This window comes from Chitinophaga nivalis, assembly GCF_025989125.1.
Lineage (GTDB): Bacteria > Bacteroidota > Bacteroidia > Chitinophagales > Chitinophagaceae > Chitinophaga > Chitinophaga nivalis.
Window position 1 is genome coordinate 4111559 of record NZ_JAPDNR010000001.1, and the last position, 17763, is coordinate 4129321.

The window sequence follows — 17763 nt, forward strand, 5'->3', positions numbered from 1 at the left end:
TACGATGCTGTTATAAAACCAATAAAATGATATACCGGATCAAATGTTGTTTGCTATTGTTGTTATGGCCTGCTTTTTTAGCTGCCCAATCTATAGAGGAAGGGGCGGCACTCTTGCGGGAAGCAGAACTTAAACGCCAGCCATGGCCGGTCATGACCTCTGTTATCCAACTGGATGATAACGGTCCGGCCGGACATTCGACGCATCTTTACCATGTATTTTATAATGCGGATAAAGTATTGTTGGCCTATATGTCGCCTGCGGAAAGTGGAAATTTATTGTTGATGGTAAAAGATGGTTTATGGTTTTATACAAAAGATACGCGCATGCCTACCCGGATTACGCCGATGCAAAAAATGTCCGGATCTGTTTCCTATGGTGATTTAACGAATCTCAGCTGGAAAGATTATGTAGTAACTGCTATGGAAAATACCACTTATGAAAATACAGCAGCCCACTTACTGCATCTGGCTGCAAAAAATAAAAGTGCTACCTATCAGAAAGTAGATCTTTGGATAAACAAGGCCAATAAACGGCCGATCACAGCGGTATCTTACCTGCTTTCCGGAAAAAAATACAAAACGATCAGGTATACCAAATATAATATCAGTGAAGGAAAAGATGTTAATACGCAGATCCTTTTTACAGATCATTTCAACAAAGACCGGGAATCAACGGTTGATTTTGTAAAAATAAAAAGTGAGCAACAACTGCCGAATCGGTATTTTATAAAAACTGCCTTACCGGAAATATCCAATGAAATTTGCAAATAGGAAGGCACTTGTTATCGCAATGCTCACTTTCTTTGCCGGCCATGAACTGGCTGCCCAACAGCTGGTACTGATAAGTGAACCTGCCGCCAATCAAATCAACCATTCTCCGCTGAATCCAAAGAATGTACAGTCCCTCAATAAGATGGCCGTGACGAATGTATTGTATGGGGATGCCAGTATAGGCGTATTGGGCGGCCAATGGAATACCGCCCTGAGGGGGCTGCAGCTGTTTCAGATAATTCCGGATGAGCAAAGAGCACAAAATGCCTTAACCAATGATTTTAAATGGGACCTGATAGAATTGAACTATCAGCTCGTACGCCGTAACTTCACCTTTACTGCAGGCAGGAAGAAAATGAAAATGGGCGTAGGGTATGTAGGCAGTCCCTCTGATATTATCATTGATCCGCCTTCACCGCTGGATCCGGGAGACCGCCTGTTTAATATTAAAGGCAGCGATATGTTGCAGGCTACTTACAATGGGGCTAAAGACCAGATAGACTTATTTTACCTGCCCAATACAGAACAGAATACCCGGCTGTATTTTAAAACACATTCATTTGCAGGCAGGTATTATCGCAATCTCGAACCATTTGAACTGGCTGCTATCGCCCGATGGGGTACAGATGGTACTTTCCAGGCTGCACTCAACGGTACGGTGGCCATTGGAGAAAAACTGGAACTGCATACGGATAATATGTACCAGGTACAAAATACTGCTTTATACCCGGGAGATGCCGGCTTAGCCAGTAAACAGCAACCTGTGTTCCGGTTGTTGTTGGGCGGGCAATGGTCGCCCGTTGAAAAATTTAATATCGTATTTGAAGGCATTCATTTTTCTGACGGATACAGTAATGCCGAATGGGACCAGTTTAATCAGCTGCTGGATGTGTTGCCCCGTATGGGTTTTGTGCCGGTCGATGGAGCGCCCGTTCATGCCGGGGAGGCATTGGGGCGCTTGTATGAGGCCAAAGATTTTATCAGAAAACGTAACTATTTATTTCTGCGGCTCTTCAAAACCGGTATCATAAAAAAAGTAGACGTAGAGTGGGTCAACTATATCGGTTTGGATGATGGTGGTTTTTTCAGCCGCTTTTCGCTGTATTATCAGCTCCGGGAGCGCATCGGGTTTTATGGGCATGCACAAAAGATAACCGGTAGGAACAGTGGATTCGGTTTTTTTGATTATTCACAGAATCTGATAGTTGGTGTCAAAGTCCGATGGTGGAATAAGGATAAATAATGGGGGTTAATCCAGTTGTACGGCTATGTAGCGTTCATCAATCGCTATATTAAACCAGCCGGTACTGTGCTGATGGGGAATGCAGCATATGATATCCAGATGGGGGATATCAGGTCTGGATAAGTGTAGGAATGAGCAGCAGGTATTTATGTCTGTTTTGAAGATATATACAGGTATTTATACCTGTTTCCCGGAAAGAAGACGGCGGCGATATGCTTTTTGTCATTAACTTGTAGCTGTTTTAGCATCACCCAATATCTATAAATAAGTATCCTTACAATGAAACGATCCCCCTTTTTTTTCGCGGTATTATTAATGCTTGCCATGATTGCCGGATGTAAGCAGCAGGTTGCTGATCATACAACAACGACGCCGGTGGTTAACAGTAATGACTGCGGCCAGGCAACTGATAGTGTTACCCGGATCCTCACCCGGTTGACAACTGCCCGCGAAAATATTCTGGCCTATGATAAACTTAACCGGAAGCACTGGAAACACCGAGAGCCGGTAGAAGCCTATACCATCCGGGCGGTAGACCTTTTAACGGCGATGGGAATGCCGGCCTCCATGGCCGATTCCGCCATATGCCGGTTTAAGCATGTACGGGTATATCTCGGGTATCACGAGCAGGCTGGATTTAAGCTCTATGTTGTACCGGTCGATAATGCCTGTTTAAAAGGGAGTGATCCGAGGAAGTGGAATGCCGGCACAGATGTGATGCTGGACAAGCAGGCAAATCCTATTATGGAGAGTATCAGTCCTTCTGGAATGGCGAATTATGACAGGTATGTGCTGGATCTGAATGCCCCTTGTCCCAATACCTGCCCGAATGGAAATACTGTAAAAGAAGACCGTCAACCATGATGAATTTCTCAGAAACGATCATTGTGCTATCGCATGTACCTATTTTGCTAACAGTGGTATATGCCGCCCTGTACTACAAAAGATTCCCGCATGAGTTGAAGGTGTTCTCCTGGTTTATTTTTTTATCAGGTATCATCCAGTTCACCTCCCTGGCTTTTTGGTATGCCGGTAAAAACAATATGCCTTTGCTGCACATCTACGTAGCCGCCGGATTTGTATGCCTGGCCTGGTTTTATCAGACATTGCTGCGTGGGTTTGTCAATAGCAAGATCATCGGGTTGATCACCGGGTTATTCCTGCTGTTTACCATTATCAATTCCCTGTTTTTTCAATCGGTACTCACCTTTAATTCTATCGCCTTAACAGTGGAATCAGTGCTGATTGTTATCCTGACGCTGTTTACCTTCCGGTTTTTCTTAAGTGATATCGTAAAAGAAACCAGTGGCCGTGATCTCAAAAGCCTGAATTGGATTAACGCCGGTTTGTTTATCTATTATTCTTCCAGTATACTGTTGTTTTACTTTGGTTCGGTGATCACCCATGCATTTAGCAGAAGTCTGAGTTTGTATGCCTGGATTTTTCATTCGTTTTTTTCCATTGTGATGTACAGTTGTTTTTTTATTGGCCTATGGAAACGATCAAAGACCTGAATTTTTTAAACGCCTTGCTGCCACTCGCACTGATCGTATTTATTATCGGTGTGGGTGTGGTGTTCCTGAACCTGCATTTTCAGCGGAATTTATCGCTCCAGAAACTAAAGCAGGAAGCCTTAAAAAACATCTATCAGCATGACCTGCTTCGCTCGAACATACAGGCACAGGAGCAGGAGCGTAAGCGTATTGCGCATGATTTACACGATGAGCTGGGAGCGGTGATGTCTATTATGCGGATGCACCTGATGGTATTGCAGCAGCAAAGTACAGCAGGTACACCGCAGTTGCAGGAAGGCTTACAGCAGGTGCGTGCATTATCCGAAACCGCCCTGGAGAGTGTGAGAAGTATCAGCCATCGGTTGATGCCGCCACAACTGGAAGCTTTTGGATTATTAGCTGCCCTGGATGCAGTGATCGCGCCTATCCATAAAGCGGGTAGCATCACCATCGAACTGGGTAGTGACAGCGAACTGGAAGAGGTGCCCTGGCTGGTGAATCTGGGCCTGTTCCGTATTGTGATGGAATTGATCAATAACACCCTGAAACATGCTGGTGCTACCGCTATAAAAATAGATTTTTTGCGCAGGGGGCAACAGCTGCAATGTCATTATCAGGATGATGGGAGCGGACTCCCGGCCGATAATCAGCATAAAGGGTTAGGACTTAAAGGGATTGAAGGCCGGGTAAATGCGCTCGGCGGAAAACTGACAATAGGGAATAGGGAAGCTGGTGGCTTTTACGCAACAGTGGCATTAACCATAGGTGAAAATAATCGTTAACAGATGAAACACAATATACAAGTAGGATTGGTGGAAGACCAGTTTCTTTTCAGAGAAGGCATGAAAGCCATTATTGGTACCTGGGAAGGTATGGAAGTGGTATTTGAATCGGCAGATGGCTATTCGGTATTGGAGCGGTTAAAAAACGCGCCGGCGGTGCCGGACGTGATGCTGGTAGATCTTTCATTACCACCCGATGGCGAAAGAGAATACAGCGGGCAGCAGGTAACGGAAGATGTAACGGCCGCTTTCCCGGAAATGAAGATTCTTATTTTATCTGTGCACGATGATGAGCATTTTATTAACCAGTTAATTCATTGCGGTGCACATGGCTACCTGGTGAAAGACAGCGCCCCCCAGGAAGTAGAAGAGGCCATTAATGCGGTATATCATAAAGGCTCCTATATCAACGAACGGGCTTTAAAAGCATTGCAGCTTAAAACCGTCCGGAAAATAAAGCAAAAGCCGGCGAACCTGGTCATCAGTAAGCGGGAAGAAGAGATTTTACAGCTGGTGTGTAAACAGTATACGGCGGAAGAAATAGCACAGGAACTTTTTATCAGTGTCAAAACGGTCAATGGTCACCGCAACAACCTCTTACAGAAAACAGGTTCCCGCAACGTGACCGGTTTGGTACTCTATGCTATCCGGAATAATATCGTATCATTGACATGAGCAGGCGCGCGTTTAGCTAACACACATTAAATATTGCCAATGAATGAGCTGATTACAGTAGCAGTAATTGATAGTGGAAATGGGGGCCATGACGACCTGCATGTTGTTGTACAGGATGTGATGGAGGGATATTTTGATACCTATTATTTCTGGTTGAAGCTGGAGTCGGTCGGTAGTAAGGATATAAAAGCAGGGGTGGCATCGCTGATCGCCTATTGGATAGCCTGTATAAGTAATAGTAGCCCGAATGATATCATTTATTTGCCCATTGATTTTTCGGATGAGTACACGGGTTGTTTGCGTGTAGAAAAATTGTCGGGGCGATTAAAAGTTACATATGGTTATTCGTTGACAGAAGGCTATAGTGTTAATCCTTTGGATCCTGGTGATTATTATAATAGTATTGCTGATTTTAAAGCGCAGGCAACGGAGGAGCTGTTGGTGAGCGAGGCAGACCTGATACAATCATTGCACCGTGCAATAGATCATCTGAAAAAAATGTAGCTGCTGACAGGAGGGGAGGACACGTCGCAGGTATAGCGGACTTACATTATTAAGATCTAATGTTTGTAGCAGTGTTATATACAGAGAAGGTTAATGCCAACAGGCATTAACCTTCTCTGCGCTATTTACAGGCAGTTTTTTGATCGTATAGTCTGCTGGTGATGAATTATAAATTACAGGGGGAAGGCATAAAATGAGATTCCTTCATAGAATTTCCAGTAATTGGGATCATCCAATGTACGCTGAGGACCAAAATAATGATGCATATTCCAATCGCAATAGTGAATGTGAATGGGAATTGATCCAGGTACTTGTGTTTTGTAGGCATAAAATGCTACTCCCTCATATTGCCACCATCCGGGGGCATCTATCCAGTTGGGTGTAAAGTAATGATCTTCACCCGGCGCACTGTTAAATGAATTTATTGGTACAGCGCCAGGTAAGGGTTTATTATATGCGCGGAATAGAGGACCATCATAATGCCAATAATTTCCGGTAGGAATAAATCCTGCCGCGAGATAACTATTCCCACCACCACTAGTACTGTATGACTGAATGTTTACCAGTTGAGAGGAACAATCCATGGTGGTATAGTCGCCATTTATAATCGTTTTGTAAACACCGTGATTTTTAGCATTACGTAGTTTATAGGCAATTACTTCTCCTCTTGATTCCGGCCCCATATTGGCACTATTGATGACATAATCGCGGAAGGCTTGAATTCCTTGTATCGTAGTGGCAGCTGACGTAGAAGAGCCTCCTATTAAAACGCCACTGATTTTTAGTTCGTCCATTACTACTTTATATTCATTGGAGATGGTGGTGCCTCCACCTGCTATCCAGGCACTAAAAGATGCTTCGAGTGATTTATATACCCGGGATGAATCATAAGTTGTTTCTAAGAGCAGATACGCACTTCTGCCGTAATCAATGGTGGAGATATATACAGGTGCAATGGTTCCGGTGAAATCAATCGGTTTATTGAACAAATTACCATCTCCCGGAATATTAATATCTGCACTGAAAAATTTTTGAAAAATTTTCAATACGAAGAAATTTCTGCCACTGTAACTGCTTTCATCATAATTCATAGTAGCATTAAAAAAAGTGCTGAATTTTAGATTGGCACTGATTTTCATTTCCATTTCCCTTTTGGAACGGGTGTTAATTAATGAAAAAGTAAAATTGGCAGGCTGCTGTCCGGTGATTGTACTGCGCATGATTTCCTGCATGGAAGTCCTGAAATCGGCTAATGTAGGAGTAATGGTTTTGGCAATAGGACCACTGGAACCCTGTATGGAAACAGAGTAGGTAATAGGTTTGCGTACATAACCTGCAGGATAAATTAAGGGGTCATAGGTTCCGCTTTGTATACTGTTGCCGTCCAATAAGGAACCGATGTACATAATATCCGTAGAAGGATCTAATACACTTAGTTTATCGAATTCAGCAGATTGGGTATGCGCAATCGGTACGCAACCGTTGTTGTCGTTGGCACTGCCGGATAGTGTCGTTGACTGATTACTTTCACTCCTGGAAATGGCCGTTTGAGGAACACGTAAATCTTTAAATTGATTGAGGTGATTGGAGATGTTAGGAGCTTCCGCCGGAAGCGCTTTTTCATCCTGCTTTTTACAGGCGTTTAGGATTAGCATTAAGCCAATAGCCAATAAGGGGATTTTTTTCATAAGATTACATTGAAGGATAGAAAAATAAATTGGGTTTTAACAGGCTTATTATGTGCAGATATAGGGCGGGTACTTTCGAATAAGGGTTGTCATATGGCGTGTGTATTCATATACAATCCATAAAACAGGGGATGTTATATTTGATAGCGTATAAATAGCTTTATAAAAGTAATGGGTATGGCTGCAATAACTATGCGGTAATGTAATCATCATATGAACGTCTCTTTAATGTATTTGTAAAACTACCGCCGGGCAGGAATATTGTTTTCATAGCTGCAATCGACTTACATATCCTGGAATTTAACTTTGATATTAAGACAGGAAATTTATCATTTTTTTCTTGTTTCTCTATATTGCCTGCGTACTTGCGTAAAGCAGGAATTGCAGTATGCTTACAGTAGCATATTTCATTATTTCCCTGACTGCCTATGCCCCAATAGCCTGGTTACTCCTTTTTACATATCCTTCAACTAATATAAGTATGTACCCTGATTTTACGTGTTTGAAGTTTTCTCCAAACCTATACCGTTTGCTGCTGCTTTGCAGTGTATGCATGTTGATCGTGCATGTTTCGTTGGCGCAGCCCATACATTGCGTGCGTGCTACGTCATTTTCCACCAGTGGCCCGGCTGCAGTTACTTCCCCCGGGCTGGCCGTAGATAATGATCGTTCTACCGCGGCTGGTTTTTTATTCCGGAAAGAAAATGTAGGTGCTAAGTTTTTCTTGTCTTTTCCTGTAAAGACAAAACCGGGAGATTCACTTAATATATTATTTAAGGGGACGACGCCCATAGTAATAAAAGCGGGTCATGTAATTACGTATGATGGCGATACCGAACTGGAGAAGATCCCGCTTAGTTCGTTTAGTGTAGAATATACCAATGCGCCGTTTGGGTATGTATTTGGATGGCAATATCAGCGACCATTTGATAAAATAGCGATTTCATTGGAAGCCTATAATTATACTCCTGAGAAGGTAGATATATGTGGGGCGTATCATGTTCGTGCGTTACCCTATATCAGTAATACTGTAAATGTGTGTGAAGGTGCTGCAGAGATGTTGCATATTACGGGGCCGGAAAATGCTGTTTTTAAATGGTATGTGGGAGCAATAGGTGGGGTGCCGATATTTACCGGAGCGGATTTCAAGGCGCCCACACTTTTCCGGGATACTACTTTTTACGTAGAGACAACGGATGCCACAACTGGTTGTACGAATGAATCCAGAAAGAGAGTAAATCTCCGTGTTTCGCCCACAGCAGCTACTTTCTCAAAACAATGGAATAAAACATTTGGGGGAAGCGGGTTAGACGATCTGTATCATGTTTCCCTTACGCTTGATGGAGGCTATCTGCTTTGTGGTACTTCTGCTTCCGCAAATATGGATGTTACGGATGGCAATAATGGCCAACAGGATTTTCTGGCTATTAAAACAGATTCTGCTGGTACAAAACAATGGAATAAAACCTATGGTGGTAGTGGTAATGATGTATTGCTGGCTGCTATAAAAGCCCCGGGTAACGGTTATTTGCTGACGGGATACACGACATCTGCTGATAAAGACATCACAGATGGTAATAACGGCGGTGAAGATGCCTGGATGGTAAGGGTCGATAATACCGGTAACAAATTATGGGATAAAACTTTTGGTGGAACCGGTAACGACCGGATCAATGCGGTCGTAGCCAGTCCGGAAGGTGGATATTTGTTGGGCGGTTATACCTGGTCAGACAATGGAGATGTTACAGATGGCAATAATGGAAAATCCGATATCTGGATTGTACGTATGGGAACAGGAGGGGTAAAGTTATGGGATAAGACCTTTGGTGGTAATAATCTGGATGTTTTGACAACGATAGCTGCAACACCGGATTCCGGCTATCTGTTGGGTGGATATTCCCGCTCCTCCAACGCAGATATTACAGACGGCAATAATGGTGCGGAAGATTACTGGATTATCAAGATAGATGCCAATGGAAATAAACAATGGAATAAAACGTATGGCGGCAGTGGAGCGGATATCCTCAAACGGGTATTGTATACAGAAGACGGCGGTTATCTTTTGGCGGGTACTTCTACTTCGTCAGATTGGGATGTTAGTAGTGGTAATAAGGGTGGAGAGGACTTTTGGGTCGTAAAAACGGATGCATCCGGCAATAAAGAATGGGAGAAATCCTATGGCGGGAGCAGCTATGATTTACTGACGAGTGTACAATCTATTCCAGGTGGTTGGTTGTTGGGTGGATATACCCGTTCTGCAAATGGTGATATTACAACCGTTAATAAGGGGGAAGACGATTTTCTGATTGCCGTGATAGGGTATACAGGCAAACTGGGAAGTACCTTTACACTGGGTGGTAGCAAGGTAGATCAGCTTTATTCCTTACGTACGACCAACATACCTGGAGAAGTGATCCTGGGAGGTTTTTCTTTTTCTACTGATGGAGATATTTCAGATGGCAATAACGGGCTGGAAGACTTTCTGCTGGCAAAGATAAAAGCAGCTTACAATTGCGACGGTGGTATGCCGGCTGCAGCAGCCATCCTGGCCGATACGATTAAACCCGCCATACCCCGGCCGACCACATTAAAAGTATTTCCTAATCCTTTTTCTCAACAATTAGCTTTACGCTATACAGTGAAAAAAGAAGGACGTGTGCGGTTACAACTGTTTCATATCAGTGGCACCCTGATGGCTACACTGAAAGATGAATGGATGTCGGCTGGCACTTATCAGCTACAGGTTAATGGTAATGGTTATCCCGCCGGCAGCTACATCCTGCGTTTACAGGAATCTGGTAGTACACAGGTGACTTCGCTGATTAAGTCTGATTAATGCACCATCTAAATGATATCATATGTACCACTTCCTCATATTCCTCCGGTCATCCTGGTTTAAAATGTTGATTTTGATGGGATGTTTGATCACTTCCTTTACAGCTATACAGGCGCAATCCATTCTCCCTGGTTTGGCCAGGATACAAACTTATAAGACGGATGGCCTTTGCGTGGGATGCCTGGTCGCACAGCCTGAATTAGCGGTAGACACGAGTAGCACTACTTATTCCCAGTTGAAGATTTTATTAGGTTTGCTGGGTGCTTATGCGCAGCAAACACTGACCTTTCCATCTACCGGCAGCACCGGCAGTACTGTCACCCTGCTGCTATCATTTCCTGCCACCGTAACCAATCCGCTGCAGGTGGGTAATGTGGAGGTAGCCACTTACCTGAATGGTACATTTAACAATGACCGCAGAAGACTGGCTGATCTGGATATGGGCATATTTGTGATGCTGTTGGAGGGAAATAAAGTCATGGTATTTATCACTTGTGAAAAACCATTTAACCAGCTGGAGGTGCGTCTTACCTCCGGTTTACAGTTGATAGGCAGTGTGAATATACACTATGCTGCCCAGGAGGTACCGGCGCAGCAAGTAGCCGGGAACCTGGAAAAGATGAGTGATGCCGCTATTTTTGCCTCCCCTGCACTGTATAATCATACCATCTATGCAGAAGCTGCTGCCAGGGCCGGATCTACAGCCGGCGCGCAGACAGCAGCTGTAGAAGACTGGCAATTATTCCCGAATCCATTCAGTACGCAGCTAAGTACCCGTTTCACCCTGCGTAAACAAGCCCGGGTAACGATCACACTATATCCGGTGAATGGCGCCAGGCCCTTTGTGTTGACAGATCAGGTAAGGGCACCAGGGGTATATCAAATACCTTTGACCACTGCAAAACTACCGGCAGGACAATACATTTGTAAAATCATGGCAGGGCAGGAGGTACATACGCAACAAGTAATAAAACCGGAATAAAATTTCAATTACAAAAGATAAACCATCAAAGCCTTCAGTACCGGTACTGCAGGCTTTGATGGTTTTTGCGTACTAATGATGTGATAGTTCAACATGCAGACAATATCCTTTACCATGTATATTCTTAATACTGACACCAGCATCGTGCTGCAGCTTTTTCCGGAGTTTGGATACATACATATCCAGGCTGCGTCCTGTAATTACCCCTTCATCTTCCCATCCTTCTTTTAGTAACAGGTTACGATCAATCACCTGATTGATTTGTTTGACAAAGATGTTAAGCAGGGTCTGTTCTTTGGGGGTGAGGGAGATTGTTTCCTCCGCGTAGCGCAATATGCCTTTATCCGGGATAAACAGATATGCTCCGATGGCAATGCCGGGTATGTCCATAACTGGCGCCGGAACTACCAGTGGCCTGTCGGGGTTGTTCGGCTTTTTACGTTTGTAAAACTGCCTGCCTGTGACCACTGCAACGCTCATCAGCAAGCCCGCGATGAGGGTATAATAAAGCGGTGCGTTGTTGCTGACAGGTACCTGTATATTAATAACATAATTGTCTGGTGGCATTATCCGGCCTATACAAGGCACGGTGCCTTTGATGACATCTTCGCTGGTAAATCCATATACAATCTGGGAAGATCCGGCGATGGTAACACTTAACGTGTAGGGAACCGGCAGCAGATGCGCTTTCATCAGCTGTGTAGCGATGTTGGCCAGGGAATCGGGGATGAATGTAAACGGATTTTCGAACGAAATCCGGTACGTATTGGCAGCTGTTTGTTGTACCGGCATGATCCGGGAAGTATGATCGCCTGCTGCCCGCAGCAACAGGTGACCTACCTGTCTGAACTGGATAGCTTTCCGGCTTTCCTGCTCTGAAAGCCCCTGTGCAAACAGGTTTGAGCAGTGATGCAGCAGGATTGCCAGCGTAATAAAGGCCGTCGTTAACCGATGTAAATACAAAGCTTTAAAAGATTTTACCAGTCAATTTACACTTTTTTACACGTGTTTACCTGCCCTTGCCTGCGTATCACTTTACCTTCGGCCTGATTTATTCAAATTAAAAATAATTATTATGTTTAAAAAACGTCTGGCCGCAATGGCCCATGTAGCAATCGGGGTTGTACTGATTCGTATCATCGCCGGCTTACTGATTTTTGTTCATGGCTGCGGCATATTTCATCCGGGGCATATGGAGGGGAATATTGCCTGGCTGACTGACCTTCATTTTCCGATACCGGTAGGAATGGCTTATCTGGGAAAAGGGGCGGAACTCGTTGGTGGCGCCTTCCTAATGCTGGGATTACTGACCCGGATGGCGGCAGCCGTGCTGGTCATCAATATGGGGGTGATTACTTTTATCATGGGTACGGGTAAGGTCTTTACAGACGACCAGCCGCCTTTTTTATTCCTGGTATTGTTCCTTTATTTACTGATAGCCGGTGGCGGGAAATATAGTCTTGATAGGTTATGGTGGGGCAAACGTTCCGCATCGTAATAGCGAAGCTGGTGAGATAAGGGATTGCTGCGAAGTTTTCTCAGGCATAGGCACTTCCCTTTTTAGTGATGTATCTTTGCCGGATGAACAGCCGTAACAGCGGCATGACCGTTTATCATTGTCAGGTACAGGCAGGAGTCATTTTATATACTTATCCTGTTGTATCAGATGCATGGAAACAAAACACATCATAACAGATAGATAATGGCCTACTCCATAAAGAAAGAAGACGTGATAAAATATGCGCCGGAAGCCTTGCGGGAATTTCACCTGACAGCCTACGAATGGATCGATAACCTGCATTTCACGGCGGATCCCCATGTATATCTGACAAATGCCGCGGCGTATCTTACGGTAGCCAGGGAATTGTTTCTGGCGGCCGGCTGGGATGGAGATGGTGAAATAGGATTAATCTGGATACCACCGTTTATGCTGCATGAAATGGCATTTCAGGAAGATGCCAGGGGGGTGATTATCTGGCATGTGAAGCAGGAGGAAGATGGCATTTCCTGGTTGCTCTCACCCATCGCATTGCCTTTCCCGTAAGGAGAGCAGGATAAAATTGTCAACTGATGGCTGGCACATAGCTGGTTTAAATGGAGCCGGTGGCTGATCCTTTTTTAATACATTGCAGTATGAAGACGTTCTTACTGGCGCTGGGACTAACCACGCTTTTCGGTTGTTACTCCCGTACCGAAAGTTATGATGAAAGCCGCGAACTGATTCCCAACCCGGAGGGGTATCAAAAGGATACGTTTGTGCTGCCGGCCGGTGATACCACCTCCGTGAGAGATACGATCCATAATAAAACGCCCGCTTGATCCGGTAGCAGCGGCGTTTTATTACAACAGGCCATCAGGAAATTTAACCACGTATGTATATGAAATATCAACTCAGGAATATTCCTTTATTAAAGAAGATACTTTTGGCGGATTTCTTGTTGGGTGGGGGCACGGCGGTGATAGGTTTATGTGGGTATCCGTTGTTATCCGATTTTATGGGACTACCGGTAAATCTGATTGTTATTATCTCGGCAGTTACCCTGGCTTATGCACTGGTGGCCCTGCGTCTCGTAACACAAAAACAGCCGGCTGTATCGTTGCTGCGCATCCTGATATACGCCAACTGGATATGGGCGTTTATCAGCCTGGCGTTATTAATCTGGTATCTTCCCGGAGCCACCATATGGGGCGCAGCATTCCTGATACTACAGGTGGCCGTAGTAGGAGGGTTGGCTTATGTGGAAGGTACGTATGTTACCCGCTCCGGTAGCGGCAATACCGGAACATCCCGTAGCAGGTAACTTACCGGGCTGATATTAGTTGATGCTATTCCGTGCTTTGAATTTCACACGCAGGCTTTGCGGGTAGCGGCTGAATATACCAATTTCTTTAGGGATGGTATCATCCGCAAACGCCAGCTCCTCCATGTAATCCAGTAGCATTTCCGCCGCCACCTGCATTTCCATTTTAGATAACTGCGCACCTACACAGAAGTGGCGTCCATATCCAAAAGTAGCCATGTTGCTGGCGCCGGTATACGCTATTTTGGTTTCCAGTTCTTTCCGCAGGATATTAAACTCATCGGGGTTTTCAAATTTTGATTTGTCACGGTTGGCAGCAGCAATCATACAAACCACAGTGGCGTTGGCGGGAATCTCTCCACTACTTAACTGTACTTTCTCGCTGGTGACGCGCAGTATCATATGAGCGGGGGGGGAGCACCGCAGGGATTCGGTGATGGCCCGATCCATCAGGCTTCGGTCTTGTTGCAGCAGGGCCAGCTGGTCGGGATGGGACAACAAATTGCGGAACATATTGGCAATGGCTTTATCCGTTGTTTCACCACCTGCCTGTAGTAACAGTCCGCAGAATCCCATTATCTGACGCTTGTCCATCTGCACACCGTCTATTTCAGCATTACAGAGAATGGTCAGTAAATCGTTGCCCTGCTTGCCAATACGGTCATCGATGATATTACTCAGATATGCCTGGAATTCATCCCTGGCATCTTTGGCTGCCTGTAATACCGTCTCATTATTACTGATGTTTTCGAAGTGGCGGGCAAAACAATTGTACCATTTATGAAAATAGACGATGTCTTCTTCCGGTAGTCCCAGCATGCTGACGATCACTTTAATAGGGAAGATGTTGGTAAATTCATCCCTTAATTCCACCACATTTCGCCCGTTGAAATGTTCCAGCAGGGAAGCTGCATTTTGTTTTATACAAGGGAGTGTTTGTTCCATCAGTTCCTTGCCACGAAAAGAAGGTACTACTACATTACGGGACCTGGAATGTTCTCTGCCATCCATCTGTATCATGGTGACGCCGTGCAGGGGTTCTACCTGCCAGGAATAGTTATGGCTGGTGAAGGTGGGATCTTTAAAAGCTCTTTCCACATCTTCATATAAACTGATAACATAACTATTCGTGGGTTCGTGAAAAAAGAGTGGTTGTTGTTCGTGCATTAACTGATAGTAATAGTAAGGATTTTCCTGATAGGCCTCAGAGAAGAAATTAATAGTTTGCATAAAATGAGATTTCGATTTAATCGGTAATTGGGAATTACTATGCTGTTGAGGGGAAGCTGGTCTTAATGGTTACTTTGTGTATTTTTCCTGGCTATCTTGAGAGGTAAATATAAATACAACGTCTGAAATGTAGTCTCAGTAAACCGCCGGCACTGCAAACTCTTCCGGAGGAATGTCCATAGCGTTGGTGGTATAACCGGTAAGCAGCCCATGACCAATCGTGACATCATTGAAGGAAATACCTACACTTTATTTGTACGCAGATAAAGCGCAGGTAATATCCTGTTCCTGCTTGCGGACAGGTGATTATTGCATCGCTTTTTTTATATCAGCTATTAATAGGTTTGTTCTATAATCAACTCCTGCTTTGGTTAAGTGATAGGGAGTATTAAACATCAGGGAGTCTGGCATTTTATACCGTGCCGGAGTGCCCAGTACAGTAAGACCATTTTTCTTTAGCGCAGCTGCGATACCTGCTATTTGCGGGATACTTTTTTCAAACGTCGAGTCCTGCAGCCCGGGGAAGGAAACCAACAGGGTAGCGCCTTTTTCCTGCATTTTCTTGTTGAAATCCATCAGCTTTTCAACAACTGCGGGATTGTATTTATTACCTAAAGAAGCATAGGGTTCAAATTTTTCCTTTCCCAGCTGCCAATGCCCGGAAGCATCTCCAAATGTATTGAAAGAAGAAACACCATATACCGGACTTTCCGTATTATATAAGTACTGCGACGGCATGAATTTAGAGAAGAGATATGCCGGCAGATAACTATAAATAGCCGCCCACTGCCTGATGCCTAATTGGTGGATGGCACGGGGAGGAACATCCAATGCCGTTATCAGTAACTCTTCACGACCGTATGCAAACTTGTTATAGAATTGTTCATACTCCGGCGAAATGACAACAATGTCGCCGGATTGGATAAAGGGGAGGGTATGATCGAGCATATAGATTAACCCCAGGGCGGCATGAATGGCGGTGTTGATAGGATGAATATGCAGAGAGTCCTGGATGATCTCACTATTCAACCCAAAGCTCAGGTTGGACCCACCTACTAAAACCATACGGGGAGCTGGTGTGTGTATCAGCAACGAATCCTTTATGGGTTGTGCAAACAATAACGATTTCGAGGTAGTGGGTGTTGCCGGTAATAGCAGCCCTACCGTAAATATCCCCAATATGATAGCAATAAAATGTAATAGCGTTACGAAAAATTTCCTCATCTCGATACATTAAAACTGGAAGTAAATAAATTGTTGTTCGGTACCATGACATATACAGATGGTGAGGACCAATGCAACATAAAACGCCCATCTCGGGATCTTGTGATACTTTACGCCCAGATTAGCAATAGCATATTGTTGTTCCCGTCCCAACCATTCAACGGCAAAGAATAAACCTATAAGATAAAAGAGGTATGGAGGGATCTGTACCTGGTCTGGCTTAGAAAACAATGACGGTGAACATATCGATGAAATGTAGCTGAATGCATGTGCAAGGTTCTCTGAACGGAAAAAGATCCAGGCAAAAGTTATTAAGCCAAAGGTCAATACCATCGAGAAAAATTCTCGTACTGTCGGAAATATTTTTCCCTTGGCTACGATTTCAAGATGATTCCTGTTGGTGCCGCGAATGATGGAAGGCATGATGTATAAGGCGTTCAGGAAGCCCCATGCCAGGAAGGTCCAATTTGCACCATGCCAGAAACCACTTACCAGGAAGATGATAAAGGTGTTCCTGATCTTCATCAGCATACCACCTTTATTTCCGCCGAGAGGAATGTAAAGGTAGTCCTTGAACCAGGATGACAGGGAAATATGCCAGCGTCTCCAGAACTCGGCAATATCCCTGGAGAAATAGGGGAAAGAGAAGTTGCGCAGCAGTTCCATACCGAATAACCTGGCGGTGCCCAGCGCTATATCCGAATAACCTGAAAAGTCGCAATAAATCTGAATAGAGAATAATACCGCACCTAAAATTAATGTACTGCCGGAATATTCAGTGGAATGATTGAAAATAGTGTTGGCATATTGCGCACAATTATCGGCGATAACAACTTTCTTGAATAAGCCCCACAGCATTTGCCGCAAGCCATTCACCGCCTGTTCAAAATCGAATTCCCTTTTCTGCCGGATCTGAGGTAAGAGGTGCGTTGCCCGTTCTATAGGACCGGCCACCAGCAAAGGAAAAAAGCTGACGAAGAGGGAGTAGTCGATAAAGTTGCGTGTGGGATTGATCTTACCTTTATAAAGGTCAATCACATAAGATAAACCATGAAAAGTATAGAAGGAGATACCCACCGGCAATAAAATATGCAGCGTCTCAATGTTTGATTTGAATCCCAGCAAGGTTAAACCTTCTGCGAAAGAATGGGCAAAAAAATTATAGTATTTAAAAATGGCAAGAAATCCAAGGTTGATAACTATGCTGGCCCAGAGCCAAAAACGTTTTTTATTTTTACTGGTGGCCTCATATATTTTAATGCCGGTATAATAGTCTAGTAGCGTAGAAAAAACCAACAGGAACATAAAACGCCAGTCCCAACAACTATAAAAAAAATAGCTCGAAACCAGGAGCAAAACATTTTGAAATCTGAGATTTCCTTTCGCTAGAAACCAATACAGTACGAATACTACTGGTAAGAATAGTGCAAAGGTAATTGAATTAAAAAGCATGGTGTATAGTATACAAGTAATGTCCGAATAAAATCCAAGAACGTTGTTTTACTTGAATC

Annotated in this window: 18 protein-coding genes; 13 read left to right on the top strand and 5 right to left on the bottom strand. The window is 44.2% G+C overall.

Going from position 1 to position 17763, the window contains the following annotated elements; genetic code table 11:
* The first annotated feature begins 26 nt into the window (after window positions 1–26).
* From OL444_RS16270 to OL444_RS16300, 7 genes are all read left to right on the top strand, one after another.
* Window positions 27–773 (top strand): outer membrane lipoprotein-sorting protein, encoded by a 747-nt coding sequence (locus OL444_RS16270; protein WP_264731546.1) that lies wholly within the window; start codon window positions 27–29, stop codon window positions 771–773.
* The gene (locus OL444_RS16275) at window positions 757–2016 is read left to right on the top strand and encodes a hypothetical protein (RefSeq protein WP_264731542.1); all 1260 of its coding nucleotides are present in this window, start codon (window positions 757–759) and stop codon (window positions 2014–2016) included. The genes OL444_RS16270 and OL444_RS16275 overlap by 17 nt, the downstream gene beginning before the upstream one ends.
* A gap of 279 nt (window positions 2017–2295) precedes the next feature.
* Window positions 2296–2880: a hypothetical protein gene (locus OL444_RS16280; RefSeq protein WP_264731540.1), complete on the top strand. Its 585-nt coding sequence runs from the start codon at window positions 2296–2298 to the stop codon at window positions 2878–2880.
* Complete coding sequence (locus OL444_RS16285; protein WP_264731538.1) at window positions 2877–3530, top strand: hypothetical protein; 654 nt, start codon at window positions 2877–2879, stop codon at window positions 3528–3530. The genes OL444_RS16280 and OL444_RS16285 overlap by 4 nt, the downstream gene beginning before the upstream one ends.
* The gene (locus tag OL444_RS16290) at window positions 3509–4312 is read left to right on the top strand and encodes a sensor histidine kinase (protein ID WP_264731536.1); all 804 of its coding nucleotides are present in this window, start codon (window positions 3509–3511) and stop codon (window positions 4310–4312) included. The genes OL444_RS16285 and OL444_RS16290 overlap by 22 nt, the downstream gene beginning before the upstream one ends.
* A gap of 3 nt (window positions 4313–4315) precedes the next feature.
* Window positions 4316–4987: a response regulator transcription factor gene (locus OL444_RS16295; protein WP_264731534.1), complete on the top strand. Its 672-nt coding sequence runs from the start codon at window positions 4316–4318 to the stop codon at window positions 4985–4987.
* 39 nt (window positions 4988–5026) lie between these two features.
* A complete protein-coding gene (locus tag OL444_RS16300; protein WP_264731532.1) occupies window positions 5027–5491 on the top strand; it encodes a hypothetical protein in 465 nt (154 codons plus the stop codon).
* A 173-nt stretch (window positions 5492–5664) separates the two neighbouring features.
* Here OL444_RS16300 and OL444_RS16305 read toward each other — a convergent pair whose 3' ends face one another.
* A complete protein-coding gene (locus OL444_RS16305; protein ID WP_264731531.1) occupies window positions 5665–7179 on the bottom strand; it encodes a thiol-activated cytolysin family protein in 1515 nt (504 codons plus the stop codon).
* Window positions 7180–7732: 553 nt separating this feature from the next.
* Between OL444_RS16305 and OL444_RS16310 the strand changes: the two genes are divergently transcribed.
* Together OL444_RS16310 and OL444_RS16315 are read left to right on the top strand one after the other, a co-directional pair.
* Complete coding sequence (locus tag OL444_RS16310; protein WP_264731529.1) at window positions 7733–10015, top strand: Ig-like domain-containing protein; 2283 nt, start codon at window positions 7733–7735, stop codon at window positions 10013–10015.
* A 76-nt stretch (window positions 10016–10091) separates the two neighbouring features.
* Window positions 10092–10997, top strand: coding sequence for a T9SS type A sorting domain-containing protein (locus tag OL444_RS16315; RefSeq protein ID WP_264731527.1), 906 nt, complete (start codon window positions 10092–10094; stop codon window positions 10995–10997).
* 72 nt (window positions 10998–11069) lie between these two features.
* Here the strand turns inward: OL444_RS16315 and OL444_RS16320 are convergent, their stop codons facing one another.
* Window positions 11070–11960 (bottom strand): winged helix-turn-helix domain-containing protein, encoded by an 891-nt coding sequence (locus tag OL444_RS16320; protein WP_264731525.1) that lies wholly within the window; start codon window positions 11958–11960, stop codon window positions 11070–11072.
* Between the two features lie 112 nt (window positions 11961–12072).
* Between OL444_RS16320 and OL444_RS16325 the strand changes: the two genes are divergently transcribed.
* From OL444_RS16325 to OL444_RS16340, 4 genes are all read left to right on the top strand, one after another.
* The gene (locus tag OL444_RS16325) at window positions 12073–12495 is read left to right on the top strand and encodes a DoxX family protein (RefSeq protein ID WP_264731523.1); all 423 of its coding nucleotides are present in this window, start codon (window positions 12073–12075) and stop codon (window positions 12493–12495) included.
* 204 nt (window positions 12496–12699) lie between these two features.
* Complete coding sequence (locus OL444_RS16330) at window positions 12700–13041, top strand: hypothetical protein (protein ID WP_264731521.1); 342 nt, start codon at window positions 12700–12702, stop codon at window positions 13039–13041.
* An 89-nt stretch (window positions 13042–13130) separates the two neighbouring features.
* Window positions 13131–13316: a hypothetical protein gene (locus OL444_RS16335; protein ID WP_264731519.1), complete on the top strand. Its 186-nt coding sequence runs from the start codon at window positions 13131–13133 to the stop codon at window positions 13314–13316.
* Between the two features lie 59 nt (window positions 13317–13375).
* A complete protein-coding gene (locus OL444_RS16340; RefSeq protein WP_264731517.1) occupies window positions 13376–13798 on the top strand; it encodes a hypothetical protein in 423 nt (140 codons plus the stop codon).
* Window positions 13799–13813: 15 nt separating this feature from the next.
* On the opposite strand, the gene OL444_RS16345 is transcribed toward OL444_RS16340, so the two are convergent.
* The 3 genes from OL444_RS16345 to OL444_RS16355 form a co-directional block, all read right to left on the bottom strand.
* The gene (locus tag OL444_RS16345) at window positions 13814–15028 is read right to left on the bottom strand and encodes a cytochrome P450 (RefSeq protein WP_264731515.1); all 1215 of its coding nucleotides are present in this window, start codon (window positions 15026–15028) and stop codon (window positions 13814–13816) included.
* Between the two features lie 306 nt (window positions 15029–15334).
* Complete coding sequence (locus OL444_RS16350) at window positions 15335–16252, bottom strand: hypothetical protein (RefSeq protein ID WP_264731513.1); 918 nt, start codon at window positions 16250–16252, stop codon at window positions 15335–15337.
* Window positions 16253–16261: 9 nt separating this feature from the next.
* Entirely contained in the window at window positions 16262–17377 is a 1116-nt protein-coding gene (locus OL444_RS16355) for an MBOAT family O-acyltransferase (protein WP_264731511.1), read from the bottom strand.
* Window positions 17378–17763 lie beyond the last annotated feature (386 nt).